Source organism: Streptomyces sp. NPDC032161 (assembly GCF_040636995.1).
Classification (GTDB): domain Bacteria; phylum Actinomycetota; class Actinomycetes; order Streptomycetales; family Streptomycetaceae; genus Streptomyces.
Genome location: NZ_JBEZVN010000007.1, coordinates 14,127 through 40,764, shown reverse-complemented (window position 1 = coordinate 40,764; position 26,638 = coordinate 14,127). Strand labels below are relative to the sequence as shown.

The following is a 26,638-nucleotide window of genomic DNA, read 5'->3' as shown; positions in this document are numbered from 1 at the left end:
CCGTCGGCCGGTTCAGCGCAGGATGCCCTCCAGGAAGTCGCTGCCGAGCCGGGCCACCGTGGTCAGGTCCAGCTGGTGCAGCACGTAACGGCCGCGCCGGCGGGTGGTGACCAGGCCGGCCTTCTTCAGCACCGCGAGATGCCGGGAGACCTCGGGGGCCGTGATGCTGTGCGTGTCGGCGAGTTCGCCGGTCGTGTGCGCGGAACGGGCGAGGTGGCGGCACAGACGCATCCGCATGGGGTGGGCCAGCGCCTCCAGCCGTAGCTGGAGCAGCTCCACGGAGGCGGGGGAGGGCAGCTCGGGCTGGTGCACCGGGTAGTGGATCACCGGCCGCCAGCCCGGCGCGTGCAGCAGGTTGAGGTGCGGCCAGCCGACGGTGGACGGGATGAGGGTGAGCCCGGGGCCGACGGCGCTGGTCCGGCCGTCGGACAGCTTGTCCGCGCTGATCAGGGTCGCCTCCGCGTCGAGGGCCAGTGCCGGAGAGACCGCCTTCAGCGCCTCGCCGAGCCCCTTGCGGCGCAGCAGGTCCGTCTTGTGCCGGGCGTCGACGACCAGCTGGACCCGGACCCGCTGCCAGGTCTCGGCGAAGAACGCCTGGTCGCAGTCCTCGAAGAGACGCCGCACCCAGCGGCGCACGGGCGCGGGGTCGGCCAGCAGCTGCTGGGTGAACTCCACCTGGCGGGGTCCCCGTGCCGCCGCCATCTCCAGGGCACGGGCGTGCATCGTCGGGTTGCCGAGCGGAGAGGGCGCGCCGAGCCCGTACAGGCTGGTGCAGGTGAACTCCAGGGCGGCGGACACGAACCGTTCGTCGTCCAGCCGGTCGAGGATGTCCAGGTCCTCGGCCAGGCTCGCGCCGGTCCTGCCGTCGCCGCCGCGCACCCCGGCGAACGCCATGAAGACGTCCGAGAAGGTGTGGCGCCACAGGAAGTCCGCCTCGTGCAGACGGTCGGCGAGATCGGGCTCCAGCGCGCTGGCCGTCGCCGTCGCCCAGCCGTGCAGACCCGGGTGGTGTCCGGGTTCGGAGAGGGCGTGCAGGGCCAGGCCCAGTTCCGCGAGGGGAGAGGTCTCGAAGACGATGCGGTCGGGGGCCAGGCCCTTGATGTCGATGTGCACGCTCACCCCTCCATGGTGCGGGGTGCGTGCGGAAGTCATTCGTCCGTTTGACGGCGGTCGTCAAATGACGGGCCGTGCGGGCGGCCCCGGCCCACGCTGTGGCGATGGACGCCATTCAGCAGCAGATGTTCGACAGCCACCGCGCGATCGCGAGGGGCGAGACGCCGCCGCCGTTGCCGGGCCGACACGACTGGGAGGTGCTGCGCGGGGCCCGCGACCGGCAACGGTTCGAGGCCGTGATCGCGGGCCGTCCGGTGGGCGGCCGTCGGCGGGCGCTGCTGCGGGCCCTGCGCGCGGTGTTCGCGCGTCGCCCCCGGCCGGTGCGCCGACCGGCCGGGGGCGGGGCGGGCGGTGGAGGGGCGCTGCGAGGGCGCTGAGCCGTGTGCCACGAGGACCGCCCGGTCCTGCGAGGGCCGCGTTTCCTACGAGGACCGTGCTCTGCGGGAACCGCCCTGGTTCCACGTGAACCTTCCTGATTCCACGAGGACCTCTTGGCCCTACGAGGCTCCTTCTGGTTCTACGAGGATCCTTCGGCGGGGTTCACCAGGGCCAGGAACGCGGTCACCGCCTCCTGGACGTCGGCCGCCGTCCACTCCAGCCCTTCCCGGCCCACCGTGACCTCGGTGAACGCCACCCCGGGTGGACCGGCGGGCGCGGAGTGCCAGCCGTGGAAGAGGGCCGTGCCCGTCTCCTCCGCCTGCCGCACCGATGCCGCCGTCAGGGCGTCCGCCCCGTACGGCAGCCAGACCTGGAACTGGTGCGTGTGCGGCGGCTCCGGGTGCACCCGGAACCAGCCGACGCCGGCCGCCGTGAGGCCCTCGGCCAGCGCCTCGGCCACCACCCGCGCCTGCGCCACGTACGACGGGAGCGGGGGAAGCTCCCGGTCCAGGCCGATCAGCGCGGCGAGCGCCGCCGGGAACTGCTGGAAGAGCTGCCCGCCGTACCGGTGACGCCAGGCACGGGCCTCCTCGATCAGGGACTCCGGACCGGCCAGCGCGGCACCGGAGAGTCCGCCGAGGGTCTTGTAGAACGACACGTACACGCTGTCCGCGAGTGCCGCGATCTCCGGCAGCTCCCGCCCGAAATGAGGCGCGCACTCCCACAGCCGCGCGCCGTCGAAGTGCACCACCGCGTCGCGTTCGCGCGCCGCCGCCACCACTTCCTCCAGCTCCTCCCACGTGGGCAGGACGAAACCGGCGTCGCGCAACGGCAGCTCCAGCATCAGCGTGCCGAACGGCTCGGAGAGGTCACGGACCTCCTGCGCCGTGGGCTGGCGCGGCTCGGACGTCGGGTGGACGGTGCGCAGCCCGCTCACCGTCCCCAGCGCGCCGCGCTCGTGCACCTCCGGGTGGGCCATGGGGTGGAGCGCCACCGTGGAGTCGCCGGTCCGTCCGGCCCAGCAGCGCAGTGCGACCTGCTGCGCCATCGTCCCGGTCGGGAAGAACGCCGCCGCCTCCATGCCCAGCAGCTCCGCGACCCGCTCCTCCAGCTCGGCGACCACACCGTCGCCGTACATGTCCGCGGGTCGGTCGAGATCGGTGACGTCCCCGGCCCCCGCCACCAGCGCGGCCAGCCGTTCACCGACCGGGAGGTGCATGGGCGGGCGGCTCAGGGCCCGCTCGGCGCTTCGCCAGGCCCGCAGCCTGCGCAGTCGCCGCTCCTGCGCCGAGGGCTGCTCGTCGGCGCCCGCCGTCCCCGCCGTACCCTCCGCCGGGTCCGTCGTCCCCGCCGATCCCTCCGCCATGTCCGCCGCGTGTGCTGTGTCTGTCGCGTCTGTCGCGTCTGTCGCGTCCGTCGCGTCCGTCGCGTCCGTCGTAGGTGTCGCGTCCGCCGTTGCGTCCGTTGCGGTGCCCGCTGTATCCGTCATGGGGCGATCATCACGCAGTGACCGGCCCGGCCCCGCATGGTTTTCGCATGACCGTCGTGTGCGCGGGCCGCCCGGCCGGGCCCCGTGCGGCACTTCCCGCAGGCGGCTCCCGCAGGTGGCTCCCGCAGGCCGCTCCCGCGGGCTGCGGCGGTTCCCACAGGCTGTGGACGGCCGGGAGCCCGGACGCGACGCTGGCGTAGCATGCAGAGGAATCGTCCGGTACCCCCTGCGGACTGGAACGGAAGGCCACCGCCGAGTGAACGCAACACCTCCCAAGGAACCCCTCGACGCGAGGGACCGCCCCGCCCGACTCACGGTCGGCGTCGTGGGCGCGGGCCGCGTCGGCCCCGCCCTCGCCGCGTCGCTGAGCCTCGCCGGACATCGTCCCGTCGCCGTGTCGGGCGTCTCCGACGCCTCCGTGCGCCGGGCCGCCGAGCTGCTCCCCGATGTCCCGCTGGTGCCGCCCGCCGAGGTGCTGGCGCGTGCCGAGCTGGTGCTGCTGACCGTGCCCGACGACGCCCTGCCCGGCCTGGTCGAGGGACTGGCCGGGACCGGAGCGGTGCGGCCGGGTCAGCTGCTCGTCCACACCTCGGGGCGGTACGGGACGAAGGTGCTGGACCCCGCCCTGCGGGCCGGGGCACTGCCGCTCGCCCTGCATCCGGTGATGACGTTCACCGGCACCTCCGTCGACGTCCAGCGGCTGGCCGGCTGCTCCTTCGGCGTGACCGCCCCGGAGGAGCTGCGACTCGCCGCGGAGGCGCTGGTCATCGAGATGGGCGGGGAGCCCGAGTGGATCGCGGAGGAGGCCCGCCCGCTCTACCACGCGGCGCTCGCCCTCGGCGCGAACCACTTGGTCACCCTGGTCGCCCAGTCGATGGAGCTGTTGCGCACGGCCGGGGTCGCCGCCCCCGACCGGATGCTCGGGCCGCTCCTCGGCGCCGCGCTCGACAACGCCCTGCGCTCCGGCGACGCGGCCCTGACCGGCCCGGTGGCCCGCGGTGACGCGGGCACGGTCGCCGCGCACATCGACGAGCTGCGCAGGCACGCGCCGCAGGCCGTGGCCGGTTACATCGCGATGGCCCGCGCCACCGCCGACCGCGCCCTCGCCCACGGCATGCTCAAGCCGGAACCGGCCGAGAACCTGCTCGGTGTCCTGGCCGACGACGCCGGCACCACGGGCGGCAGCGGACCACGGGAGCCCTGATGACCACCACACCCGGCAGGCCCGGAGCCACTCCCGATTCCGGAGCAACTTCCGTGCCCGGAGCCGACCCCGTACCCACCGCCCCCGACACACCCCCCGCCACCGCCATGCCCACCACCGCACGCACCCCCGCGGCCGCCCTCCTCCGTACGGCCGCCGAGCTCGCCGCGTTCGCGCCGCTCAAGGGCCCCCGGGCCGTCGTCATGACCATGGGCGCCCTGCACGAGGGCCACGCCACTCTGATCCGTACCGCGCGCGCGACGGCGGGTCCGGACGGCCAGGTCGTCGTCACCGTCTTCGTCAACCCGCTCCAGTTCGGCGAGGCGGCCGACCTGGAGCGCTACCCCCGCACCCTCGAAGCCGATCTCGCCGTGGCGGGCGCGGCGGGCGCCGACGCCGTCTTCGCGCCGTCCGTCGACGAGGTCTACCCCGGCGGCGAACCACAGGTCCGCGTCTCGGCGGGCCCCATGGGCGACCGCCTCGAAGGCGCGTTCCGCCCCGGGCACTTCGACGGCATGCTCACCGTCGTCGCCAAGCTCCTCCATCTCACCCGCCCAGACCTCGCGTTCTACGGGCAGAAGGACGCCCAGCAGCTGGCGCTGATCCGCCGCATGGTGCGCGACCTGAACTTCCCGGTGGAGATCGTCGGCGTGCCGACCGTCCGTGAGCCGGACGGCCTCGCGCTCTCCAGCCGCAACCGCTTCCTGGACGTCGAGGAGCGACGTACCGCCCTCGCCCTGTCCCGGGCCCTGTTCGCGGCGCGGGACCGGCTCGCCGCCCAGCAGGCGCTGCACGCCCGCGCGCAGACCACCGCGGCCACCACCGGCCGGGCCGCCGCGCTCACCGCGCTCGGCGAGGCCCGCGCCGCCGCCGACACCCAGGCGGTGGCCCTGGCCCGCCCCGTGGACGGGCCCGCGGCGGTACGGGCCGCGGCGCGGCTGGTCCTCGACGACGCCGCGGCCGAGCAGCCGCCGCTGGTCCTGGACTATCTCGCGCTCGTGGACCCGTCCGACTTCACCGAGATCCCCGACGACCGCACCACCGGCGACGCGATCCTCGCGGTCGCCGCGAAGGTCGGCGCCACCCGCCTCATCGACAACATCCCGCTGACCTTCGGAGCCACCCCGTGACCGGAATACGCCACCACGCGGCCGGAATACGGCTGACCGCCCCCGCCCCGGGCTGGTCCATCGACGCCGATGTCGTGGTGGTCGGCTCGGGCGTGGCCGGTCTCACCGCCGCGCTGCGCTGCGCCGCCGCGGGCCTCGCCACCGTCGTCGTCACCAAGGCCCGCCTCGACGACGGCTCCACCCGCTGGGCGCAGGGCGGCATCGCCGCGGCTCTCGGCGAGGGCGACACCCCGGAGCAGCACCTGGACGACACCCTGGTCGCGGGCGCGGGCCTGTGCGACGAGGACGCGGTACGGACCCTGGTGACCGAGGGGGCCGACGCCGTACGCAGGCTCATCGGGACCGGCGCCCGCTTCGACACCACGGACGGCGGCGAGATCGCGCTGACCCGGGAGGGCGGCCACCACCGCAGCCGCATCGCCCACGCCGGCGGCGACGCGACGGGCGCCGAGATCTCCCGGGCCCTGGTCGCGGCGGTCCGCGAGGCCGCCCTGCGCACCATCGAGAACGCCCTCGTCCTGGACCTGCTGACGGATGCCGACGGCCGTACCGCGGGCGTCACCCTGCACGTCATGGGCGAGGGCCGGCACGACGGCGTCGGCGCGGTGCGTGCCCCCGCCGTGGTGCTCGCCACCGGCGGCATGGGCCAGGTCTTCTCCGCCACCACCAACCCGGCCGTCTCCACCGGGGACGGCGTGGCCCTGGCACTGCGGGCCGGGGCGGAGGTCTCCGACCTCGAATTCGTCCAGTTCCACCCCACGGTCCTCTACCTCGGTGCCGACTCCGAGGGCCAGCAGCCCCTGGTGTCGGAAGCGGTACGGGGCGAGGGCGCCCACCTCGTCGACGCGTCCGGGGCGCGTTTCATGGTGGGGCAGCACGAACTGGCGGAACTGGCCCCGCGCGACATCGTCGCCAAGGCCATCACGCGCCGGATGGAGCTGCACGGCACCGATCACATGTATCTCGACGCCCGCCACTTCGGGGCCGACATGTGGGAACGGCGCTTCCCCACGATCCTGGCCGCCTGCCGCGCCCACGGCATCGACCCGGTCACCGAGCCCATCCCGGTCGCGCCCGCCGCGCACTACGCCTCCGGCGGCGTGCGTACCGACCTGCGCGGGCGGACGACCGTACCCGGCCTGTACGCCTGCGGCGAGGTCGCCTGCACCGGCGTGCACGGCGCGAACCGGCTGGCGTCCAACTCCCTCCTGGAGGGCCTCGTCTTCGCCGAACGCATCGCGACGGACATCGTCGAGCGGGCGAACGGTGCCGAGCACGTGAACGATGCCGAGCAGGCGAACGACGCCGAGCGGGCGAACGAAACCGCGCAGACGCAGGGCGTCGAGCAGACCAGCGACGCCGCGCAGACCAACGGCGTTGCGCAGACCGACAGCACCGCGCGGGCGGACGACGCCGGGCCTGCCGCCGGAGGGACCGCCCCCCGGACCTCTGCCGCGGCCGACCGGCCCCTCGCCGCAGCCGCGGACCCGGCCGCCCTCCCCGCCCCGTCCCCGCTGCTCGACCCCGAGCAGCGCGGCACCGTCCAGCGGATCATGACGCGGGGCGCCGGAGTCCTCCGTTCCGCCGAGAGCCTGGCCGCCGCCGCCGACGCGCTCGAAGCCCTCCACGACGGCGCCGCCCGAGCCGCGGCCCCGGACGGCGCACGGGACGCCGACGCACCGGACGCCGACGCACCGGACGCCGACCGTCCCAAGCCCGCCGAGCCCGGCGTCGAGGCATGGGAGGCCACCAACCTGCTGCTCGTCTCGCGCGTCCTGGTCGCCGCCGCCCGCCGCCGTGAGGAGACCCGCGGCTGCCACTGGCGCGAGGACCGGCCCGAGCGCGACGACGAGAACTGGCGCCGCCACCTCGTCGTCCGGCTCACCCCGGAGCGTCGGCTCGTCCTCCGTCGGACGGAGACTGCGGCATTCGGGCCCGTAAGCCCCGCACAGGCGCCAGACTGCGCAGCAGCACCCCCGATCCACCCCGACGACCACCCCGACGACTGATCCACCCCCCGCCGACGTGACCGAGGAGTCGCAACCGTGAGCACGCCCGAAGAGAATCCGCGCCCCACCCCCGTGGACGTACCGCTGATCCAGATCGGTGCGCCCGCAGCCGCCGCGGGCGGCGGCTGCGGTGACGGCTGCGGCTGCGGTGCCGACGGGGCCCACGACACCGACGGATGGGAGTGCGGCCTCGACCCCGACCTCGCCCGGCTCCTCGCCGACGCGGGCCTGGACCCGGTCCAGGTCGAGGACGTCGCGCACGTCGCCCTCGCGGAGGACCTCGACGGCGGGGTCGACGTCACCACCGTCGCCACGGTCGCCGAGGACGCCGTGGCCACCGGCGACTTCACCGCCCGCGAGGCCGGTGTCGTGGCCGGTCTGCGCATCGCCGAGGCGGTCCTGTCGATCGTCTGTGCCGACGAGTTCACGGTCGAGCGGCACGTCGAGGACGGCGACCGGGTCGCCCCCGGCCAGCAGCTGCTGACCGTCACCACCCGCACCCGTGACCTGCTGACCGGCGAGCGCAGCGCGCTCAACCTGCTGTGCCGGCTCTCCGGCATCGCGACCGCCACCCGCGCCTGGGCCGACGTCCTGGAGGGCACGAAGGCCAAGGTCCGCGACACCCGTAAGACCACCCCGGGCCTGCGTGCCATGGAGAAGTACGCGGTGCGCTGCGGCGGCGGCGTCAACCACCGCATGTCCCTGTCGGACGCGGCGCTGGTCAAGGACAACCACGTCATCGCGGCGGGCGGGGTGGCCGAGGCGTTCAAGCGGGTACGGGACGAGTTCCCGGACGTGCCGATCGAGGTCGAGGTCGACACCCTCCAGCAGGTCCGGGAGGTCCTCGACGCGGGGGCCGACCTGATCCTGCTGGACAACTTCACGCCGCTCCAGACCGCCGAGGCCGTCGCCCTGGTCGGCGGGCGCGCGGTCCTGGAGTCGTCCGGGCGCCTCTCCCTCGACACCGCGCGCGCCTACGCGGAGGCGGGCGTCGACTACCTGGCCGTCGGCGCGCTCACCCACTCCTCGCCGATCCTCGACATCGGCCTCGACTTCCGCGACACCGTCGACACCGACAACGACACCGACGGGACCGACGCCTGATGCTGCTCACCATCGACGTCGGCAACACCCACACCGTCCTCGGTCTGTTCGACGGCGAGGAGATCGTCGAGCACTGGCGGATCTCCACCGACGCCCGCCGCACCGCCGACGAACTCGCGGTCCTGCTCCAGGGCCTGATGGGCGCCCACCCCCTGCTCGGCGAGGAGCTGGGCGACGGCATCGAGGGCATCGCGATCTGCTCCACCGTCCCCGCGGTCCTGCACGAGCTGCGCGAGGTGACCCGCCGCTACTACGGCGACGTCCCCGCGGTCCTCGTGGAGCCGGGCATCAAGACCGGGGTGCCGATCCTCATGGACAACCCGAAGGAGGTCGGCGCGGACCGCATCATCAACGCGGCCGCCGCCGCCGACCTGTACGGCGGTCCCGCGATCGTCGTCGACTTCGGCACGGCCACCACCTTCGACGCGGTCTCCGCACGCGGCGAGTACGCCGGTGGCGTCATCGCTCCCGGCATCGAGATCTCGGTCGAGGCGCTCGGCGTCAAGGGCGCCCAGCTCCGCAAGATCGAGCTGGCCAGGCCGCGCAGCGTGATCGGCAAGAACACGGTCGAGGCGATGCAGGCGGGGATCATCTACGGCTTCGCCGGCCAGGTCGACGGTGTCGTCGCCCGGATGAAGAAGGAGCTGGCGGACGACCCCGACGACGTCACGGTCATCGCGACGGGCGGCCTTGCTCCGATGGTGTTGGGGGAGTCCTCCGTCATCGACGAGCACGAGCCGTGGCTGACCCTCATCGGTCTGCGGCTGGTGTACGAACGGAACATCTCCCGGATGTAGCGGGCACCGGGCTCACCTGCGGGAACGGCGTGGCGGAACGGAGGCCGCCGCCGCGCCGCCGATGCCCAGTTAAGCGGATTTTGTCCATTTAGCACGTATTGTCGCGCCATGCCCACGCCTTACGGATCACGCGGCGGTATGGCGTTCGGCGCGGACGAGCTGCGTGTGCTCCGACGCGCCCTCGCCGTCGCCCTGCACCCCGCCCCCCTGCCCGAAGAGGATGTCCAGGACTGCCTGCGGCTGGCGGGCGCGGTCGACGAGGCGGTGAGCGAGGCGGGACGGCTGCGCGCGTTCCTCCTCGCCGACCTCGCCCGCTACCGCGACGCCCTCCCCGGCTCCGCCAGCGGTTACCTGGAACTCCTCCAGGACGCCCTCGCGGGCGGGTACGCCCCCTGCCCCGACGATCTCGCCGCGCTGCGCGCCCTGCGGCACCGGCCGACGGCGGCCGTGCTCCTGGAACGCTGCCAGGTGCTCGCGGAACGGTCGGTGCGGGCCCGGCTCGCCGGGCGTGCCGGGCCCGCGGCGGCCCCCGCGCCCCGCAGTCGTCTCCTGGCCCTGCCCGGCGGCCGGACCGGCGACGCCGAGCCCGAACGGCCCAGGACCCCGGAGAAGCCGCCCCGGCCCGCCCCGCCGTCCGAGCGTCCGGCGGCACCCAAGCCCTCCGAGGTGTTCCCGCCGCGCCGCCGCCCGGCCCCGCCGTCGCCGCCGAGGCAGCGGGCCGTCGGATAGCCGCCCCGTGCGAGACCGGACGGCCGTCCCGCCACCCGGAGGGTGCGCGTGGGCGTCCGTACCGGCCTCGCTACTCTGGAAGCCATGGACTACGTATCGGCGCTCGTGCCCCCCGTGGTGATGGCAGTCTTCTTCATCGGCATCGTCGTGACGATCATCAAGAGCCAGGGCGGTCCCAACAAGACCAAGGAGGACGCGGTCGTGGACGCGGCGATGAGCCGCTCCGATTCGGTCCAGCAGGCCCGGAGCGGCGGCGCCTGAGCGCTCCCCCGTCCGGTACTCCGTACCCGGCACACTCCCGCACCCGGCACCCCGCGTCCGGCGGAACGTCTTCGGCGGTATGCGAAAGGGCGCACGGCTCGTCATGGCCGTGCGCCCTTTCGCATCGCATGAATAACCGTGCATTTCGGACAATTGGCACTAAAATGCCATTGTGCCCCGCCCATTGGGAGAACTGGAAGACGCCGTGATGACACGGGTCTGGCAATGGAACCGTCCGGTCACCGTGCGAGAAGTCCTGGAGGACCTCCAACGGGAACGCTCCATCGCCTACACCACCGTCATGACGGTAATGGACAATCTCCATCAGAAGGGCTGGGTGCGCAGGGAAGTCGACGGCCGCGCATATCGATATACGGCGGTCTCCACCCGCGCCGCCTACTCGGCCGCACTGATGAACGAAGCATGGTCGCGCAGCGACAACCCGGCGGCCGCCCTTGTCGCCTTCTTCGGCATGATGTCGGCCGAACAACGCGAGGCACTCCGGGACGCCATGCGGATCGTTCGCCCGGGTCTGCCGGACACCCCGCCGCCCCCGGAGCGCGAAGTGCCGGACGAGCGGACCGAAATCCCGTCCGAAGTTCCGGTACGGCCTCCGGCGGGCGAACCGACGGGCGGACCGGTGAACGCACCCGCGGGCGGGGACGAGAGCGGGGAGGCCGGGGAACCGGCCGCGGACCGGCCCGCGCGACAGCCCGCCGACCGGGCCGTACGACGAGCCGGGGACCGGGCCGGACAACAGGGCGGACAACGGCCCGGAGAGCGGTCCGATGTTCCGGCCGATGACACCGGACCTGCCTCCGGGCGATAGCGTCGGGGTATGTCCTCAGAGCTTCCGCATAGCGATTTCCGTACCGCACCGTCGGTTATAAAGACGGCCGTCACCGTCCGGCGTGCCAGGACCAGTGATGTGCCATCGGTCCGCCGTCTCCTCGATGGGTACGTACGTGAAGGCATCCTGCTCGACAAAGCGACGGTGACGCTTTACGAGGACATCCAGGAGTTCTGGATCGCGGAACGCGACGAGGACGCCCGTGTCATCGGATGCGGTGCACTGCACGTGATGTGGGAAGACCTGGCCGAAGTGCGTACTCTCGCGGTCGATCACGGCATCAGGGGCGCCGGAGTCGGACATCAAGTACTGGACAAGTTGTTGCAGACCGCCCGTTGGCTGGGCGTACGCAGGGTTTTCTGTCTGACCTTCGAAGTCGACTTCTTCGCGAAGCACGGCTTCGTCGAGATCGGAGAGACGCCGGTCGACGGAGATGTCTACAGCGAGCTGCTGCGTTCCTATGACGAGGGTGTGGCGGAGTTCCTGGGTCTCGAACGAGTGAAGCCGAACACCTTGGGCAACAGTCGGATGCTTCTGCACCTGTGACGGTCGCAAGAAGCCGTGGCCCTATGTCCGAATCGCGCACGTTTCCCGGCTTCTCGCGATCCTGAACCTCTGCCGAGGGTTTGTGTTTTCCGGAGAAAAGCGGTTTCCTTTCCGCGTACTGCATTTTCGATGAAAGGAAATCCGGTGGCACAGAAGGTTCAGGTCCTTCTTGTCGATGACCTCGACGGCGGCGAGGCGGACGAGACGGTCACGTTCGCTCTCGACGGCAAGACGTACGAGATCGACCTCACCACGAGCAACGCGGACAAGCTCCGCGGCCTTCTCGAGCCGTACACCAAGAGTGGCCGGCGCACGGGCGGTCGGGCGACGTCCGGTCGTGGCAGGGGTCGCGCCGTAGCCGGCGGCAACAAGGACACCGCGGAGATCCGCAAGTGGGCGCGCGAGAACGGTCACAACGTGAACGACCGCGGCCGCGTCCCCGCCGAGATCCGTGAGGCTTACGAGAAGGCCAACAGCTGAGCTGTCGACCCATCGGTCGACCGCCCCGCTCGGGCACGCATCAACCTGGCCCGGTGGCACTCGGTTGCCACCGCGTCCACGAGCCGCACGAGATCGGGAGTACCCCCACCCCTGCTCCCGAGGCCGACGAGGTCCGGGAGCCCCGGCCCTCCTTCGCGCGGCAGTCCGGGGGGCCGCAACCACATCGCGGCCCCTGGCCGGCCCGCCGCCCCACCGGGCGGTGCCGGCGCCTCGATCCGACCGCCCCTGCCGACGGCGGTCAGCGAGAGGGCGACCCCGCTCCACTCCAGCCAGTCGAGCAGCCCGGGCAGCTCCTCGGCGCTTCCCGCCGCCACCAGCAGGCTCGTCCGGGAGCCGGTCGACGCGACCGGCCCGGTGCGGCCCACCCGCCGCAGCACCGCGCGCCCCACGACCGCGGGCACTTCGAGGACATCGAAGAGGAGACCGGTCGGCAGCCGCACCGGTGCGACGCCCTCGGTCGTCCAGCCGAGCTCGCGCTCGTACCACCGCGCCCAGCGCGCGCCCTGGTCGTGCCCTTCCCCTCCGCCGTCGGAGGACGTCGGGGAAGGCGGGGAGGTGTTGGCCATGCCGGAGGAACGTCCGGCAGCCCTTCGGAGTTACGCGGTGTTCGCGACCTGTTGCGAAGTGTGTCCGGAATGGGGGTGTACGGACGGGTCAGGCGGCGCAAAAATGTTCGCCCGTAGCGGAGGGAACCGCCGCGCGTCGCATGGACTGTCTGTAATTGCGGGTATGACATCCCTAGTGGGGAGGGGCGACACGCGGGCCCGGACATCTCCCGTTCGCCAACGGCGTACTGGCGAAAGGCGTATCTGTCTGGCCTGCGGGAACATCGTCTCGCACCATCGGGTTGGAGCAGATGTCGGCGTTCGGGCGACGGGGAGGCGGCAACTCCGTCCTCGCGGGAGCGGGGGTGATCCGGCCGGTGTCGGCAGTTGGAATGAGCGGTCCCCGCTTGCGGGACTAAGCTGCGGAAGGACAGGGAGGGGACCGACCCCTTACTGCCTGACCGCTCTGAGGAGCGATTAACGATGTTCGAGAGGTTCACCGACCGCGCGCGGCGGGTTGTCGTCCTGGCTCAGGAAGAAGCCCGGATGCTCAACCACAACTACATCGGCACCGAGCACATTCTCCTGGGCCTGATCCACGAGGGTGAGGGTGTCGCCGCTAAGGCCCTGGAGAGCCTCGGGATCTCGCTCGAGGCGGTCCGCCAGCAGGTGGAGGAGATCATCGGCCAGGGCCAGCAGGCCCCGTCCGGGCACATCCCCTTCACGCCCCGGGCCAAGAAGGTCCTGGAGCTGTCGCTCCGCGAGGCCCTCCAGCTCGGCCACAACTACATCGGCACCGAGCACATCCTGCTCGGTCTGATCCGCGAGGGCGAGGGCGTCGCCGCCCAGGTCCTCGTGAAGCTCGGAGCCGACCTGAACCGGGTGCGGCAGCAGGTCATCCAGCTGCTCTCCGGTTACTCCGGCAGCAAGGAGGCGGCCACCGCGGGCGGACCCGCGGAAGGCACCCCTTCCACGTCCCTGGTGCTCGACCAGTTCGGCCGGAATCTCACCCAGGCCGCCCGGGAGTCCAAGCTCGACCCGGTTATCGGGCGCGAGAAGGAGATCGAGCGGGTCATGCAGGTGCTGTCCCGCCGCACCAAGAACAACCCCGTGCTCATCGGCGAGCCCGGCGTCGGCAAGACGGCGGTCGTCGAGGGACTGGCGCAGGCCATCGTCAAGGGCGAGGTGCCCGAGACCCTCAAGGACAAGCACCTCTACACCCTGGACCTCGGCGCCCTGGTCGCCGGCTCCCGCTACCGCGGTGACTTCGAGGAGCGCCTGAAGAAGGTCCTCAAGGAGATCCGCACCCGCGGCGACATCATCCTGTTCATCGACGAGCTCCACACCCTGGTGGGTGCGGGTGCCGCCGAGGGCGCGATCGATGCCGCCAGCATCCTCAAGCCGATGCTGGCCCGCGGCGAGCTGCAGACCATCGGTGCCACGACGCTCGACGAGTACCGCAAGCACCTGGAGAAGGACGCCGCGCTGGAGCGCCGCTTCCAGCCCATCCAGGTCGCCGAGCCGTCGCTGCCGCACGCGATCGAGATCCTCAAGGGTCTGCGCGACCGCTACGAGGCCCACCACCGCGTCTCCATCACGGACGAGGCACTGGTCCAGGCAGCGACCCTGGCCGACCGGTACATCTCGGACCGCTTCCTGCCGGACAAGGCGATCGACCTGATCGACGAGGCCGGTTCCCGGATGCGCATCCGCCGGATGACCGCGCCGCCGGACCTCCGCGAGTTCGACGAGAAGATCGCGGGCGTCCGCCGCGACAAGGAGTCCGCGATCGACTCGCAGGACTTCGAGAAGGCCGCGTCCCTGCGCGACAAGGAGAAGCAGCTCCTCGCCGCGAAGAACAAGCGCGAGAAGGAATGGAAGGCTGGCGACATGGACGTCGTGGCCGAGGTCGACGGCGAGCTGATCGCCGAGGTCCTGGCCACCGCGACCGGCATTCCCGTCTTCAAGCTGACGGAGGAGGAGTCCTCGCGCCTGCTGCGCATGGAGGACGAGCTCCACAAGCGCGTCATCGGTCAGAAGGACGCCATCAAGGCCCTTTCGCAGGCGATCCGCCGTACGCGAGCCGGTCTGAAGGACCCGAAGCGTCCCGGTGGTTCGTTCATCTTCGCCGGCCCGTCCGGTGTCGGTAAGACCGAGCTCTCCAAGACGCTCGCCGAATTCCTCTTCGGCGACGAGGACGCGCTGATCGCTCTCGACATGTCGGAGTTCAGCGAGAAGCACACGGTTTCCCGCCTCTTCGGTTCTCCCCCCGGTTACGTGGGTTACGAAGAGGGTGGCCAGCTCACCGAGAAGGTGCGCCGGAAGCCGTTCTCCGTCGTTCTCTTCGACGAGGTCGAGAAGGCCCACCCCGATATCTTCAATTCCCTGCTCCAGATTCTGGAGGACGGTCGTCTGACCGACTCCCAGGGTCGGGTCGTGGACTTCAAGAACACGGTCATCATCATGACGACCAACCTCGGGACCCGGGACATCTCCAAGGGCTTCAACCTGGGCTTCGCCGCCCAGGGCGACGTCAAGACCGGCTACGAGCGGATGAAGAACAAGGTCAACGAAGAGCTCAAGCAGCACTTCCGCCCCGAGTTCCTCAACCGTGTCGACGACACGGTCGTCTTCCACCAGCTCAGCGAGGAAGACATCATCCAGATCGTCGACCTCATGATCGCCAAGGTGGACGAGCGCCTGAAGGACCGCGACATGGGCATCGAGCTGAGCTCGGAGGCCAAGTCGCTCCTGGCGAAGAAGGGCTACGACCCCGTGATGGGCGCCCGGCCGCTGCGCCGGACGATCCAGCGCGAGATCGAGGACGTCCTCTCCGAGAAGATCCTCTTCGGCGAGCTGCGCCCCGGCCACATCGTGGTCGTCGGCACCGAGGGCCAGGGCGAGGAGAAGAAGTTCACCTTCCGCGGCGAGGAGAAGTCGGCGCTGCCCGATGTTCCGCCGATCGAGCAGGCGGCGGGCGGCGCGGGTCCGAACCTGTCGAAGGACGCGTGACCGGACGCGTGAGAACGCCGTGAAGGCGCGATCGGGCGTCTGAACGACCGAAGGGGCTGCCCCGGACCGTTTCCAACGGTCCGGGGCAGCCCCTTCCCCATGTCTTCGGTCGGGCGTCTCCGTGCGTTCGGTCCGGCGTCGCACGCGTCGGTGCGGTGTCGTGCGTGGTGGTCGGACGCGGGGCCGGAGGTCCCGGATCGGACGTCTTACGGGCCTGTCGGCGGTGACAAGGCACACAGCCGTTTCGGGACTACTACGGCCGATAGGAGAGAACGCCGTGATCGTGGCGGCGGCGTGCGCCCCCGCGCGGGAGGGGTGTTGAAAACCGGCGCGAAAAAAGACGGGATCAGTATGTTTAGTCCGTTTGTAGGGGTTTGAGCTGCGGTGCGGTCTCCTCCGAGTGGAGGCGTCGACGGGGTGGGATTCGACGGTGAGCGGGGTGGATTCCGGGCCCTGGCGAGCTCTTGGCTACGGTTTTTGTTCGTAGATGGGGGGTTTGAGCACTGGCGAGGGTGCGGGTTACCAAGGAACGGCCAGCCCGGCCGAAAGCGTCGGGCCCCGTCATCCCCGGAGGATTTCCGCATATGTCGAAGCGCGTTCCGTTCCAGCACTCCCGCCGCCCATCCCTGTCCCGTGTCCGTGGCGCCGTGGTGGCAGCCGGCCTGGGAACGACGATGGCGCTCGGTGCGAGTGCTGCGTTCGCGGCCGGCACGATGGGCTCCCCCGAAGTCGCGAACCTGATCGACGGCACCGCCGCCCACTCGGTCGCCAAGCAGGCGGCCGTGCAGGGCAAGGCGGCCAAGGCCGCCGAGGCCGAGCGCGTGGCGGCCGTCAAGGCGGCCGCGAAGAAGGCGGCCTCCTGGGAGAAGCCGGTGAGCGATTACGAGCTGAGCGCGAGCTTCGGCAACGACGGCAGCCGCTGGGCCCACAAGCACTCCGGCCAGGACTTCGCCGTTCCGGTCGGCACGAAGGTCACGGCCGCGCACAGCGGCGTCGTCGTGAAGGCCGGCCCGAACGGCGGCGGCGACGGCCCCGCGTACGGCAACGCCGTCGTGATCAAGCACGGCAACGGTACGTACTCGCAGTACGCGCACCTCTCGCAGATCGACGTGTACGCCGGCCAGAAGGTGACGACCGGCGAGCGGATCGCGCTCTCCGGCAACACCGGCAACTCCAGCGGCCCGCACCTGCACTTCGAGATCCGCCACACCGCCGACTACGGCTCCGCGGTCAACCCGGTCTCGTTCCTGCACCAGAAGGGCGTCGGGGTCTGACCCGACCACCGTCGGGCCCGCAACCGGGCCTCACGGGTCGCGCGTCCGGGCCTCATGAGGTCGCGAATCCGGACCCGTGGCAGATACACCTCGCGCGGCGGGCTCCCGGGGCACATGCCCTCGGGAGCCCGCCGCGTCGTGGTCCGGTCGCGTCGTGGTCCGGTCTCAGGCGTCGGACCGGGACCTGCCCGCCGTACCGCTCCCCGCCGCGTCGTCGTCCGCCGCGCGCTGCTCGGACAGGCGCAGGACCGGGAAGCTGCCGGTGTTCGTCGGCGCGTGCTCGGGCAGCCACAGGACGGCGATCGCCCCGCCCGTCCCCTCCGCCGCCCCCTCCGGGGCGGCGTTGCGGAAGGTCAGCCGGGCCCCGAGGACCCGCGCCTGACCGGCCGCGATGGTCAGGCCGAGACCGTGTCCGCGTCCCGCCCGGTCGCTGCTTCCGGTACGGAACCGGCTCGGGCCCTCGCGCAGCAGGGCCGCCGGGAACCCGGGCCCGTGGTCCCGGATCCGTACCACCCGGCCCTCGACCGTGACCTCCACCGGGGTGGCACCGTGCTTCGCGGCGTTCCCCAGCAGATTGCCGAGGATGCGTTCCAGGCGGCGTGGATCGGTGCTCACCCATGACTCGTGGACGACCCGCACCCGTACGTCAGGGTCCAGCAGCGCGATACGTCGGCTGACGAACTCGCCCAGCGCGATCTCCTGGAGCTCGGCCCGCTCCGAGGCGCTGTCCAGCCGGGCCACCTCCAGCACGTCCTCGACCAGGGTGCGCAGCGCCTGCGCCCGGTCCCGTACCAGCTCGGTGGGGCGGCCGGGCGGCAGCAGTTCGGCCGCCGTCAGCAGACCGGTCACCGGCGTCCGCAGTTCGTGCGCGATGTCCGCGGTGACCCGGCGCTCCGCCTCGATCCGCTCGTTCAACGCGTCGGTCAGCGCGTCCACCGCGCGGGCCAGCTCGTCGGCCTCGTCCAGGACGACTCCGCCGACGGCCTCCCGCACCCGTACGTCCGTGTTGCCCTGGGCGACCCTGCCCGCCGCCGCGGCGGCCTTGCGCAGCCGGCGCGACAGCTGCCCGCCGATCAGCACGCCCAGCGCACAGCTGCCGAGCACCACCGACACCGAGCCGATGATCAGTGCCCGGTCGAGATCGCCCATGATCTTGGCGCTGCGGCCGGTGAAACGGGTGTGCAGCGAGAGCACGTCGTCGTTGCCGACCGGGACCGCCGCCCATACGTCGGGCACCCCGTTCCGCAGTATCTCGACATGCGTGGCCCGGCGGTTCTTCCTGACCTCCGCGCGCAGGCTGCCCGGCATCAGCGGGTCGTTGAGCTTGGCCCCGAAACGGGGGTCGGCCTTGTGCGTCTTCTTCGCCTCGTACAGCAGCTGCGCGTACGTCAGCCGTGTCAGCTGCACCTCGCGCGCGTTCTCCAGCATCGAGACCCGGGCGGCGTTGTGGACGACGAAGCTGAGCGCCACCGCGGTCAGCGCGCCGACCGCGGCGATCGCGATGCTGATCTTCCAGCGGACGCTCGTCCGCAGCGCCGGCCGCCTCATGGCCTGAGTTTGTAGCCGAACCCGCGGACCGTCTCGATCCGGTCCTGGCCGATCTTGGTGCGCAGCCGCTGCACATGGACGTCCACGACCCGGGTGTCCCCGCCCCAGCCGTAGTCCCAGACGCGCTCCAGGAGCCTGTCGCGGGAGAGCACCGTGCCGGGCGCGGCGGAGAACTCCAGCAGCAGCCGCATCTCGGTCGGGGTCAGCGCCACCTGCTCGCCGCCCCGGAGGACCTCCATGCCCTCGGTGTCGACCTCCAGGTCGCCGAAGACATGCACCCCGCCGACGGGCCGGGACTCCGGTTCGCCGCCGCCCGGCTGCCCGCCCGAGGCGTGGCCGAAGCGTCGCAGCACGGCACGGATCCGGGCGACCAGGACCGCCCCGTCGAAGGGTTTGGTGACGTAGTCGTCGGCCCCGGCCTCCAGACCGAGCACCACGTCGATCGAGTCCGCACGGGCCGACAGCATGATCACGGGGACCGTCGACTCGTCGCGGATGCGGCGGCAGAGGCTGACGCCGTCCAGGCCCGGCACCATGACGTCGAGCAGCGCGATGTCGGGGCGGTCGGCCCGGAACGCGTCGAGGCCCGACAGGCCGTCGGGCATCGCGGTGACCGTGAAGCCGTCACGCTCCAGCGCGAGCTGGGTGGCCTCGCGGATGACGTCGTCGTCCTCGACGAACAGGACGTGGGTCTCGGCCATCGAAACTGCTCTCAGTTCCCCGCCGGCTCGGCGGATTCCGGGAGTCCGGCTGTTCCGCTGCCGACGGCTCGGTTGAAGTCGTTGTGCACGCGGTCGTGCTCGTTGAACCGGTCGCCCGCCCAGCGGTAGGTGATCACATCCTCGCCCGAGGGGTACGCGACCGCGTCCTTCTTCCCGTACACCTGGGCCGTCACCACCAGATCGCCGCGGTCGATGGTGCCGTACACGGCGGGCTGCTCCATCGCGAACACGTTCCGGTAGAGGCCGCCGGACTCCCTGCGGTACACGTACGTGCCGACACCCACCGAATCGGCGCAGGTCATCACGTTCACCACGACATCGGTGGAGGATCCGCCGGTCAGCGTTCCGTACGAGGTGTCCACCGGGTACTCGGAGCCCGCGCAGGGCTTCAGATCGGCCCTGACCCGCTCGCTGACCTTGGGGTCTTTTTTGATCAGCCTCACGGGGTCCACCCGGTACCTGGGCTTCGCCGTGGACGCGCCGGGGCTCGGCGTGACCTGGGCGACCGGCTGGGTGCCCGCCGGGCCCTCGTCCCGGGTTCCGGCGCCGCCGCTGGAGCAGCCGGCCGCGAGCAGGGCGAGAGCGGTGAACCCGACCAGGGTCGTGGCGCCCGCCGTCCAGCCGATCGCGGCGGTCCTCACGGTCCCCGTCGCGCGACTGTCTGGGGAACGGCCGCGGCGGCGGTCGCCGCCACCGCGGTTTCCGCCGTCGTCGCCGTCGTCACCGGCTGTCAGGCCGCGCACCGCTCCCGCCCCCGTTCGTCCATACGCCTGCCCGTCCGCTCCCGTACCCGGGCGCGCCCCGCGGCACCGGGGACCGGGCCGCGGTCGGCCGCCGGCGTCGGCCGCTCCTCGGCGAGCAGGGCCTCCCTGCTCGCCGCCTCGCGGCTCTCCAGCTCCTGGCGCAGGCGTGCCAGCGCACGGTGCAGCGTGCTCTTCACCGTACCGGCCGACATGCCGAGTGCGGCAGCCGTCTCCTCGGTACTCATCTGCTCCCAGTGTCGCAGTACGACGACGCTGCGCTGCTTGGGAGCCAGGACGCCCAGCACGTCCATCAGCAGGGCGCGGTCGGCCCGCTGCTCGGTGCCGTCCTCGACGCTCGCGTCGGGCAGCTGCTCGGTGGGCACCTCGTCCAGCTTGCGGGCCCGCCACCACTCGGTACGGGTGTTGATCATGACCCGGCGCAGGTAGGCGTCGGCGAGGGACTTGTCGGCGATGCCGTCCCAGCGGCCGAACGTACGGGCCAGGGCGGTCTGCAGCAGGTCCTGCGCGTCCACCGGGTCGGGGACCAGTCGGCGTGCGCTGCGCAGCAGTGCGTCCTGCCGGGTGCGCACGTACTCCTCGAACCCGAGTACCTCGCCCTGTGCCATTCCAACCGCCTCCGTCCCCGTGGAGCCCCGTTCGACCGCCGTCGCCCATCGATCGGTCGGGGCGACGTCGACGACGTTACGGAGCCGTTGTCACGAAGTTGTGCGGAGCAGCCATAGGCCGACGCACGGCTGTCCATCGGTTGTGTAACAGCGGGGCCTACGAGAGCGGGGCGGGGGCTCAGCTCAGCGGCAGCCGGTAGAGGCCGCCGGCCAGCGGTTCGACCAGGCCGTCCGAGACCAGGCCGTCCAGGGCGCGGGCGCGTTGCACCGGTTCGTCCCAGACCGCGTCCAGCGCCGACTGCGGCACCGGTGTCACGGCCTCGCGCAGCACGGCGAGCAGCCGCCCGCGCACCTGCCGGTCGGTCCCGGCGTACGTCTGACCGCGGCGCGGGGGCCCCTGGTGCGCGGGCTTCCCGGCGAGCCGCCAGGCGCACTGCGAGGCGATCGGGCAGCGCGTGCAGTCCTCGTTCTTGGCGGTGCAGACGAGGGCGCCGAGCTCCATCGTCGCGGCTGCCCAGCGGGCGGCGCGTTCGTCCTCCTCGGGGAGCAGCGCGCGGGCCAGCTTGCGCTCGGCGGCGGTGGTCGCGTTCGGCGGGTACTGGATGCCGGTCGCGGCCCGGGCGAACACCCGGCGGACGTTCGTGTCGAGTACGGCGTGACGCTGTCCGTAGGCGAACGAGGCCACGGCCGCCGCGGTGTACTCGCCGATGCCGGGCAGCGCGAGCAGCTGGGCGTGCTCGCTCGGTACGTCGCCGCCGTGCCGTTCCGTTATGGCCTGGGCGGCGCCGTGCAGGCGCAGGGCCCGGCGCGGGTAGCCGAGCCGGCCCCAGGCGCGGACCGCCTCGCCGGGCGGCTCGGCGGCCAGGTCGGCCGGGCGCGGCCAGCGGGTCATCCACTGCTCGTACACGGGGAGGACCCGGTTCACGGGGGTCTGCTGCAGCATGAACTCGCTCACCATCACACCCCAGGCGCCCGCTTCGGGACGGCGCCAGGGCAGATCGCGGGCGTGCTGTTCGAACCACCCGATGACGGGAGTGTGGAGGGAGGCGGGGGACGTCTGTGTCGCAGTCATGGCAGTCATCGCACGGACGATCCTGGCACGGAAGAACGGACGATGGTTCCTCGCACGGTGGTGTCGCTCCTCCTGGGGGCCCTTGGGGTGATAATGCCACCCGTCTTGTCCCTCCGGTGTCCGGCAACCGGCCCAAGGGGTGCCGGGCGGGCCCGGCACCCGGGCCCGCCCCGGCGTCCTCGTCGGGGAGGGCCGGCTGAGTCGCCCCGGCCGGTCCGGCGTCCCGGCCCTCCCCCGCAACCGGTCCGTCCGGGTCGTCAGCGTCGCCCGGCGCGCCGCCGCCCCCGGCCGCTGCGCGGCACGGCGCCCGTGCCCGGACCGGAGACCAGGGCGGCCATCGGCGCCCCGCTGCCCCGCACGGTCAGGGCCAGCGACTGCGCCGGGCGGCGCAACAGGAGGATCACCGCCGCCGACACCAGCGCGCCCATGACCAGCCCGACCGCCACGTCGTGCGGATAGTGCACCCCGACGAAGACCCGGGAGAAGGCCATCAGCAGGGCCATCGGCACGGTGAGCCAGGCCAGCAGGGGCCGGCACATCGCCACGGCGACGGCCGCCGCGCCCGCGATCGCGGAGTGGTTGCTGGGGAACGACCAGTCGCCCACCGGCGGGCACGGCACCAATGAGGCCGCCGCCCCGGCCACCGCGCGGCACGGGCGTTCCTCGGTCACCATCGACTTCAGCGCCTCGCTGGCCACATAGCCGAACGCCGTCGCGACGGGCGCGAGCACGGCCAGCGCGAGGGCGCGCTCGTCGGCGCGGCGGGCCCGCCACCACCCGGTGATGAACAGAACGCCGAAGACCAGGAGACCGAACTCCGTCCATGCCTCGGCCAGATGTTGCACCCATGACGGCATGTCATGAGCGAAGTCGGTGACGTCCCGGTAGAGCGGGGCTGTGGCTGAACTATCCATGTGACAGAGGGTAGTCAACCGAACGGGGTGGTCTTCCCGGTACTCCCCGGACGGGGAACGAGGGCGGGGAGGAAGGGGACGAAAGGCATGGAAGAAGAGGGCGAGAAGAGGGGCGAGAAGGGGGTGAGAAGGGGGCGAACCGAGATGATGATCCGTAAAACTTCGCGGTCCGGCGGCGGGTGGGGCGGGAGTTGGCCCGGATCTCTCGTACAGTTTGCGGCGTGGGATCTTTGCGTAATCCGATCGGGCCGCTTCCCTCCTCCATCTACTGGCGCCGGAGGGCCGTGGCGCTGGCGCTCGTCGCGCTGCTCGCCCTGCTGATCGTATGGGCCGTCACCTCCAACGGCAGCAAGGGGAACACGGACGACTCGCGGTCCGGCGGGTCGTCTCCCGTCCGGTCGATCACCCCGGGGCCCACCCCGTCGGGCCCGGCGATCACCCAACAGCCGGGCGGACGCGACGAGTCGGACGACTCCGAGGGCGGCGGTACGGGCACGGGCTCCGAGGGCGGCGCGAGCGGTGCCGGCAGTGGTCCGGGCACCGGGACCGGAGGCGTCGGGGGCGACAGTGGCGCGACGGCCGCCCAGCAGCTCCCCGCGAACTCCCCGCTCCCCGCCTGCACGCCGGGCGCACTCCAGCTGAGCCTGAACACCGAGATCAGCTACGCCCCCGACGAGAAGCCGAAGTTCCGGCTGGTCGCCAGGAACACCTCGTCCGCCGACTGCAAGGCCGACTTCGGACCGAAGAACATGGTGCTCACCATCACCGAGGCGGGGGGCGACGACAGTCAGGTGTGGTCCTCCAAGGACTGCCCGCGCGCCTCGGGAAGCGTGCTGCTGAGGATCCCGGCGGGCGCGACCGTCGTCCACACGGTGGAGTGGGACCGCAAGGAGAGCGACGCGCACTGCGCGACGAAGCCCGCGCGCTCCGCGCACCCCGGTACGTACCTGGTCGAGGCGAAGGCTCCGGGCGAGCCGGTGCAGCGGGCCTCGTTCGTTCTCGCGAAGGACTGAGCGGGCCCACGAGGCGATAGTGCTGTGGCCGGAAAGGTCTGCCGGGAAGCTCGCGGCGTCCGGTGCGGTGCATCGCAAGGCGGAGGATCGCCCTTGTACTGGACGTACTCGGGTGATGCGACAACGCGGCGAGGTGCCGTGCCGGGCGTCGCGAGCCGGTAGACCTTTCCGGTCGCGGCACTAGGCGCGGCCGGATCGCTCTCGGCCGTGCCGGGTACCTCCGGCCGTGCGCACCGGATCGTTCTCCCGGGTGCCGGACCGCTCCGGACCACGTCGGCCGCTCTGCCGCCCACCGGGCCGCTCCCGGTCGCGCCGGACCCTTCTCGGGCGTGCCGCTCTCAGACGTACCGTTCGAGGATCGACGACTCGGCCAGCCGTGAAAGCCCCTCGCGCACGCTGCGCGCCCGGGCCTCGCCGACCCCGTCGACCGTCTGGAGGTCGTCCACACTGGCGGCGAGCAGCTTCTGCAGGCCGCCGAAGTGCTCCACCAGCCGGTCGATGATCGCGCCAGGCAGTCGCGGCACCTTCGCCAGCAGCCGGAATCCGCGCGGCGATACCGCGGAGTCGAGCGTCTCCGGAGAACCGCTGTATCCCAGCGCCCGTGCCACCACGGGAAGTTCGAGCAGTTCGGTGTGGGTGAGCCCGTCGAGCTCGGTCAGCGCCTCGGCGACCGTACGGGACCGCTTCGCGGTCGGCTCCGGCACGTAGTCGCGCACGACCAGCTCGCGCTCCGGCTCGACGCCCGCGATCAACTCGTCGAGCTGGAGCGAGAGGAGCCGGCCGTCGGTGCCCAGCTCCACCACGTACTCCGCGATCTCGGCGGCGATCAGGCGGACCATCTCCAGCCGCTGCGCCACGGCCGCCACGTCCCGGACCGTCACCAGGTCCTCGATCTCCAGCGCCGACAGCGTGCCCGCGACCTCGTCGAGGCGGAGCTTGTACCGCTCCAGGGTGGCGAGCGCCTGGTTGGCGCGGGAGAGGATCGCGGCGGACTCCTCCAGGACCCGGCGCTCCCCGTTCACGTACAGCGCGATCAGGCGCATCGACTGGGAGACCGAGACGACCGGGAAGTTGCACTGCTTGGAGACCCGGTCGGCCGTGCGGTGGCGGGTGCCGGTCTCCTCCGTGGGAATGGAGGCGTCCGGGACCAGTTGCACGCCGGCGCGCAGGATCTTGGTCATGTCCTTGTCGAGGATGAGCGCCCCGTCGAGCTTCGCCAGCTCGCGCAGGCGCGTCGCGGTGAACTCCACGTCCAGCACGAACCCGCCGGTGCACATCGACTCGACGGTCTTGTCCATGCCGAGCACGACCAGTCCGCCGGTGTTGCCGCGGAGGATGCGTTCCAGGCCGTCGCGCAGCGCCATTCCGGGCGCGACGGCGGACAGCGAGGCGCGCATCAGCGCCTCGCCACCGGTGCTTTGGCCGGACTTTCCGGGCGATGTTGCCCGGTCGCTGGCTGCCACTGCACTCCTCCGGTCGCGGGTTGGCGGTGCCCTTGTGTTCCTCAAACCGTTCGTACGGACGGGCGAGACCAGGGCAAAGTCTACCGGCGCGCGTTCTCCTCCTGGGGGGCCTGTGCGCGAGGCCGGCGCGGGAGGACTCTCAGGGCATCACCCATATCGGCGACTTCTATGACCTTCATACCGGCCGGAACCCTTCCCGGATCGGTCGGAACCAGGGCGTGCGTGAAGCCCAGACGGTGTGCCTCGGCGAGCCTGCGCTGGACCCCCGTGACCCGTCTGACCTCGCCCGCGAGGCCCACTTCGCCGATCGCCACGAGGTTCTTGGGAAGGGGGGTGTCGCTCGCCGCGCTGGCCAGCGCCAGCGCGACCGCGAGGTCCGCGGCGGGTTCGGAGAGCTTCACGCCGCCGACCGTCGCGCTGTAGATGTCCCGCTTGCCGAGCGCGCTGATCCGGCCGCGCTGCTCCAGCACCGCCAGCATCATCGAGACCCGGGACGTCTCCAGTCCGGAGGTGGTGCGCCGGGGCGACGGGATCTGCGAGTCGACCGTCAGCGCCTGGACCTCGGCGACGAGCGGGCGCTTGCCCTCCAGGGTGACGGTCAGACAGGTGCCGGGCACGGGCTCGTCGCGGCGGGTGAGGAACAGGCCGGAGGGGTCGGCGAGGCCGGTGATGCCCTCGTCGTGCAGCTCGAAGCAGCCGACCTCGTCGGTCGCGCCGTACCTGTTCTTGACGCCCCGCACGAGCCGCAGCCGGGCATGGCGGTCGCCCTCGAAGGACAGCACCACGTCGACGAGGTGCTCCAGCAGCCGCGGCCCCGCGATCGCCCCCTCCTTGGTCACGTGGCCGACCAGGAGCGTCGCCATGCCGCGCTCCTTGGACGCCCGGATGAGCGCCCCGGCGACCTCCCTCACCTGCGCCATGCCGCCCGGTGCCCCGTCGATCTCGGGGGAGGCGACGGTCTGCACCGAGTCGAGGATGAGGAGCGAGGGCTTGACGGCGTCCAGATGGCCGAGGACCGCCGACAGGTCCGTCTCGGCGGCGAGGAACAGATGGTCGTTGATCGCCCGGATCCGGTCGGCGCGCAGCCGCACCTGGCTCGCCGACTCCTCGGCCGTGACGTACAGCGTGCGGTGGTCCTCGCTCGACGCCTTGGCGGCCACGTCCAGCAGCAGCGTCGACTTCCCGACGCCCGGCTCGCCCGCGAGCAGCACGACGGCCCCCGGGACGAGGCCGCCGCCGAGCACCCGGTCCAGCTCGCCGACACCGGTCGACCGGGCGGTGGCCTGCCGGCTGTCGACCTGGCCGATGGGCAGCGCGGCGCTGCTGACCCGCCCGGCCGCGGTGGTCCGCACGGCGGGGGCGCCGCCGAACTCCTCGACCGTTCCCCACGCGTGGCATTCGGGGCAGCGGCCGAGCCACTTGGCGGTGGTCCAGCCGCACTCGGTGCAGCGGTAGGACGGCCGGTCCTTCGCGGTTTTCGTACGGGCAGCCATGACGCAACCGTATAGGGGGGGTACGACAGTGCCGTCGGGCACCGTTCGGGAACGGCGGCGAGCGCGGGCGTGCGCCCGCCTGTGCCGCTGCCGCATCCGGCG

Annotated in this window: 25 protein-coding genes; 14 read left to right on the top strand and 11 right to left on the bottom strand. The window is 72.1% G+C overall.

Translation table 11 applies throughout. The features are described 5' to 3' along the window. Positions 1–12: 12 nt before the first annotated feature. Positions 13–1,113, bottom strand: coding sequence for a DUF5937 family protein (locus AB0E67_RS17445; RefSeq protein WP_362027557.1), 1,101 nt, complete (start codon positions 1,111–1,113; stop codon positions 13–15). A 104-nt stretch (positions 1,114–1,217) separates the two neighbouring features. On the opposite strand from AB0E67_RS17445, the gene AB0E67_RS17440 reads away from it, so the two are divergent. Continuing rightward, positions 1,218–1,490: a hypothetical protein gene (locus AB0E67_RS17440; RefSeq protein ID WP_362027174.1), complete on the top strand. Its 273-nt coding sequence runs from the start codon at positions 1,218–1,220 to the stop codon at positions 1,488–1,490. Positions 1,491–1,630: 140 nt separating this feature from the next. Here the strand turns inward: AB0E67_RS17440 and AB0E67_RS17435 are convergent, their stop codons facing one another. Further along, positions 1,631–2,857, bottom strand: coding sequence for a beta-eliminating lyase-related protein (locus AB0E67_RS17435; RefSeq protein ID WP_362027171.1), 1,227 nt, complete (start codon positions 2,855–2,857; stop codon positions 1,631–1,633). Positions 2,858–3,236: 379 nt separating this feature from the next. Between AB0E67_RS17435 and AB0E67_RS17430 the strand changes: the two genes are divergently transcribed. From AB0E67_RS17430 to AB0E67_RS17385, 10 genes are all read left to right on the top strand, one after another. Further along, positions 3,237–4,184: a DUF2520 domain-containing protein gene (locus AB0E67_RS17430; protein ID WP_362027168.1), complete on the top strand. Its 948-nt coding sequence runs from the start codon at positions 3,237–3,239 to the stop codon at positions 4,182–4,184. Positions 4,185–4,291: 107 nt separating this feature from the next. Then, complete coding sequence (gene panC, locus AB0E67_RS17425; RefSeq protein WP_362027554.1) at positions 4,292–5,314, top strand: pantoate--beta-alanine ligase; 1,023 nt, start codon at positions 4,292–4,294, stop codon at positions 5,312–5,314. Beyond that, complete coding sequence (locus tag AB0E67_RS17420) at positions 5,311–7,323, top strand: L-aspartate oxidase (RefSeq protein ID WP_362027165.1); 2,013 nt, start codon at positions 5,311–5,313, stop codon at positions 7,321–7,323. The genes panC and AB0E67_RS17420 overlap by 4 nt, the downstream gene beginning before the upstream one ends. A 36-nt stretch (positions 7,324–7,359) precedes the next feature. After that, the gene (nadC, locus tag AB0E67_RS17415; protein WP_362027162.1) at positions 7,360–8,427 is read left to right on the top strand and encodes a carboxylating nicotinate-nucleotide diphosphorylase; all 1,068 of its coding nucleotides are present in this window, start codon (positions 7,360–7,362) and stop codon (positions 8,425–8,427) included. Then, positions 8,427–9,224: a type III pantothenate kinase gene (locus tag AB0E67_RS17410; RefSeq protein ID WP_362027159.1), complete on the top strand. Its 798-nt coding sequence runs from the start codon at positions 8,427–8,429 to the stop codon at positions 9,222–9,224. The genes nadC and AB0E67_RS17410 overlap by 1 nt, the downstream gene beginning before the upstream one ends. A gap of 138 nt (positions 9,225–9,362) precedes the next feature. Beyond that, on the top strand, positions 9,363–9,953 hold the full coding sequence (locus AB0E67_RS17405) for a hypothetical protein (protein ID WP_362027552.1): 591 nt from the start codon (positions 9,363–9,365) through the stop codon (positions 9,951–9,953). Positions 9,954–10,037: 84 nt separating this feature from the next. Continuing rightward, on the top strand, positions 10,038–10,214 hold the full coding sequence (locus AB0E67_RS17400) for a hypothetical protein (protein WP_362027156.1): 177 nt from the start codon (positions 10,038–10,040) through the stop codon (positions 10,212–10,214). A 208-nt stretch (positions 10,215–10,422) separates the two neighbouring features. Then, positions 10,423–11,043, top strand: coding sequence for a BlaI/MecI/CopY family transcriptional regulator (locus AB0E67_RS17395; protein WP_362027549.1), 621 nt, complete (start codon positions 10,423–10,425; stop codon positions 11,041–11,043). Between the two features lie 9 nt (positions 11,044–11,052). Then, the gene (locus AB0E67_RS17390; protein WP_073789637.1) at positions 11,053–11,610 is read left to right on the top strand and encodes an amino-acid N-acetyltransferase; all 558 of its coding nucleotides are present in this window, start codon (positions 11,053–11,055) and stop codon (positions 11,608–11,610) included. 144 nt (positions 11,611–11,754) lie between these two features. After that, on the top strand, positions 11,755–12,090 hold the full coding sequence (locus tag AB0E67_RS17385; RefSeq protein WP_073789639.1) for an Lsr2 family protein: 336 nt from the start codon (positions 11,755–11,757) through the stop codon (positions 12,088–12,090). On the opposite strand, the gene AB0E67_RS17380 is transcribed toward AB0E67_RS17385, so the two are convergent. Then, positions 12,069–12,677 (bottom strand): SCO3374 family protein, encoded by a 609-nt coding sequence (locus AB0E67_RS17380; protein ID WP_362027152.1) that lies wholly within the window; start codon positions 12,675–12,677, stop codon positions 12,069–12,071. The two genes, AB0E67_RS17385 and AB0E67_RS17380, sit on opposite strands and share 22 nt — an antisense overlap. A gap of 462 nt (positions 12,678–13,139) precedes the next feature. On the opposite strand from AB0E67_RS17380, the gene AB0E67_RS17375 reads away from it, so the two are divergent. Both AB0E67_RS17375 and AB0E67_RS17370 read left to right on the top strand, forming a co-directional pair. Next, on the top strand, positions 13,140–15,668 hold the full coding sequence (locus AB0E67_RS17375) for an ATP-dependent Clp protease ATP-binding subunit (protein WP_362027149.1): 2,529 nt from the start codon (positions 13,140–13,142) through the stop codon (positions 15,666–15,668). Between the two features lie 584 nt (positions 15,669–16,252). Continuing rightward, positions 16,253–16,942, top strand: a complete 690-nt coding sequence (locus AB0E67_RS17370; RefSeq protein ID WP_362027146.1) for a M23 family metallopeptidase — start codon at positions 16,253–16,255, stop codon at positions 16,940–16,942. 165 nt (positions 16,943–17,107) lie between these two features. On the opposite strand, the gene cseC is transcribed toward AB0E67_RS17370, so the two are convergent. The 6 genes from cseC to AB0E67_RS17340 all read right to left on the bottom strand — a co-directional run bounded on the left by cseC (position 17,108) and on the right by AB0E67_RS17340 (position 22,567). After that, positions 17,108–18,490 (bottom strand): two-component system sensor histidine kinase CseC, encoded by a 1,383-nt coding sequence (gene cseC / locus AB0E67_RS17365; RefSeq protein WP_362027143.1) that lies wholly within the window; start codon positions 18,488–18,490, stop codon positions 17,108–17,110. Next, complete coding sequence (gene cseB / locus AB0E67_RS17360) at positions 18,487–19,191, bottom strand: two-component system response regulator CseB (RefSeq protein WP_362027140.1); 705 nt, start codon at positions 19,189–19,191, stop codon at positions 18,487–18,489. Before cseB ends, cseC begins: the two co-directional genes overlap by 4 nt. Before the next feature lie 11 nt (positions 19,192–19,202). Beyond that, on the bottom strand, positions 19,203–19,811 hold the full coding sequence (locus AB0E67_RS17355; RefSeq protein WP_362027546.1) for a hypothetical protein: 609 nt from the start codon (positions 19,809–19,811) through the stop codon (positions 19,203–19,205). A gap of 131 nt (positions 19,812–19,942) precedes the next feature. Beyond that, positions 19,943–20,581, bottom strand: a complete 639-nt coding sequence (locus AB0E67_RS17350) for a SigE family RNA polymerase sigma factor (RefSeq protein WP_362027137.1) — start codon at positions 20,579–20,581, stop codon at positions 19,943–19,945. A gap of 178 nt (positions 20,582–20,759) precedes the next feature. Beyond that, positions 20,760–21,662, bottom strand: coding sequence for an A/G-specific adenine glycosylase (locus tag AB0E67_RS17345; protein WP_073789652.1), 903 nt, complete (start codon positions 21,660–21,662; stop codon positions 20,760–20,762). A gap of 248 nt (positions 21,663–21,910) precedes the next feature. Continuing rightward, positions 21,911–22,567, bottom strand: coding sequence for a phosphatase PAP2 family protein (locus AB0E67_RS17340; protein WP_362027134.1), 657 nt, complete (start codon positions 22,565–22,567; stop codon positions 21,911–21,913). Positions 22,568–22,797: 230 nt separating this feature from the next. On the opposite strand from AB0E67_RS17340, the gene AB0E67_RS17335 reads away from it, so the two are divergent. Beyond that, positions 22,798–23,580, top strand: coding sequence for a hypothetical protein (locus AB0E67_RS17335; RefSeq protein ID WP_362027544.1), 783 nt, complete (start codon positions 22,798–22,800; stop codon positions 23,578–23,580). A gap of 338 nt (positions 23,581–23,918) precedes the next feature. Here AB0E67_RS17335 and disA read toward each other — a convergent pair whose 3' ends face one another. Both disA and radA read right to left on the bottom strand, forming a co-directional pair. Next, entirely contained in the window at positions 23,919–25,043 is a 1,125-nt protein-coding gene (gene disA, locus AB0E67_RS17330) for a DNA integrity scanning diadenylate cyclase DisA (protein WP_351518860.1), read from the bottom strand. Between the two features lie 80 nt (positions 25,044–25,123). Then, complete coding sequence (radA, locus tag AB0E67_RS17325; protein WP_362027131.1) at positions 25,124–26,536, bottom strand: DNA repair protein RadA; 1,413 nt, start codon at positions 26,534–26,536, stop codon at positions 25,124–25,126. Between the last annotated feature and the right edge of the window lie 102 nt (positions 26,537–26,638).

Bases quoted from the DNA above. Each gene is read 5' to 3' on its own strand.
- AB0E67_RS17440 (WP_362027174.1), top strand. From the start codon at position 1,218: ATGGACGCCATTCAGCAGCAGATGTTCGACAGCCACCGCGCGATCGCG.
- AB0E67_RS17435 (WP_362027171.1), bottom strand. From the start codon at position 2,857: ATGGCGGAGGGATCGGCGGGGACGACGGACCCGGCGGAGGGTACGGCG.
- panC (WP_362027554.1), top strand. From the start codon at position 4,292: ATGCCCACCACCGCACGCACCCCCGCGGCCGCCCTCCTCCGTACGGCC.
- AB0E67_RS17410 (WP_362027159.1), top strand. From the start codon at position 8,427: ATGCTGCTCACCATCGACGTCGGCAACACCCACACCGTCCTCGGTCTG.
- AB0E67_RS17405 (WP_362027552.1), top strand. From the start codon at position 9,363: ATGGCGTTCGGCGCGGACGAGCTGCGTGTGCTCCGACGCGCCCTCGCC.
- AB0E67_RS17400 (WP_362027156.1), top strand. From the start codon at position 10,038: ATGGACTACGTATCGGCGCTCGTGCCCCCCGTGGTGATGGCAGTCTTC.
- AB0E67_RS17395 (WP_362027549.1), top strand. From the start codon at position 10,423: ATGACACGGGTCTGGCAATGGAACCGTCCGGTCACCGTGCGAGAAGTC.
- AB0E67_RS17390 (WP_073789637.1), top strand. From the start codon at position 11,053: ATGTCCTCAGAGCTTCCGCATAGCGATTTCCGTACCGCACCGTCGGTT.
- AB0E67_RS17380 (WP_362027152.1), bottom strand. From the start codon at position 12,677: ATGGCCAACACCTCCCCGCCTTCCCCGACGTCCTCCGACGGCGGAGGG.
- AB0E67_RS17375 (WP_362027149.1), top strand. From the start codon at position 13,140: ATGTTCGAGAGGTTCACCGACCGCGCGCGGCGGGTTGTCGTCCTGGCT.
- AB0E67_RS17370 (WP_362027146.1), top strand. From the start codon at position 16,253: ATGTCGAAGCGCGTTCCGTTCCAGCACTCCCGCCGCCCATCCCTGTCC.
- cseC (WP_362027143.1), bottom strand. From the start codon at position 18,490: ATGAGGCGGCCGGCGCTGCGGACGAGCGTCCGCTGGAAGATCAGCATC.
- cseB (WP_362027140.1), bottom strand. From the start codon at position 19,191: ATGGCCGAGACCCACGTCCTGTTCGTCGAGGACGACGACGTCATCCGC.
- AB0E67_RS17350 (WP_362027137.1), bottom strand. From the start codon at position 20,581: ATGGCACAGGGCGAGGTACTCGGGTTCGAGGAGTACGTGCGCACCCGG.
- AB0E67_RS17345 (WP_073789652.1), bottom strand. From the start codon at position 21,662: ATGACTGCCATGACTGCGACACAGACGTCCCCCGCCTCCCTCCACACT.
- AB0E67_RS17340 (WP_362027134.1), bottom strand. From the start codon at position 22,567: ATGGATAGTTCAGCCACAGCCCCGCTCTACCGGGACGTCACCGACTTC.
- radA (WP_362027131.1), bottom strand. From the start codon at position 26,536: ATGGCTGCCCGTACGAAAACCGCGAAGGACCGGCCGTCCTACCGCTGC.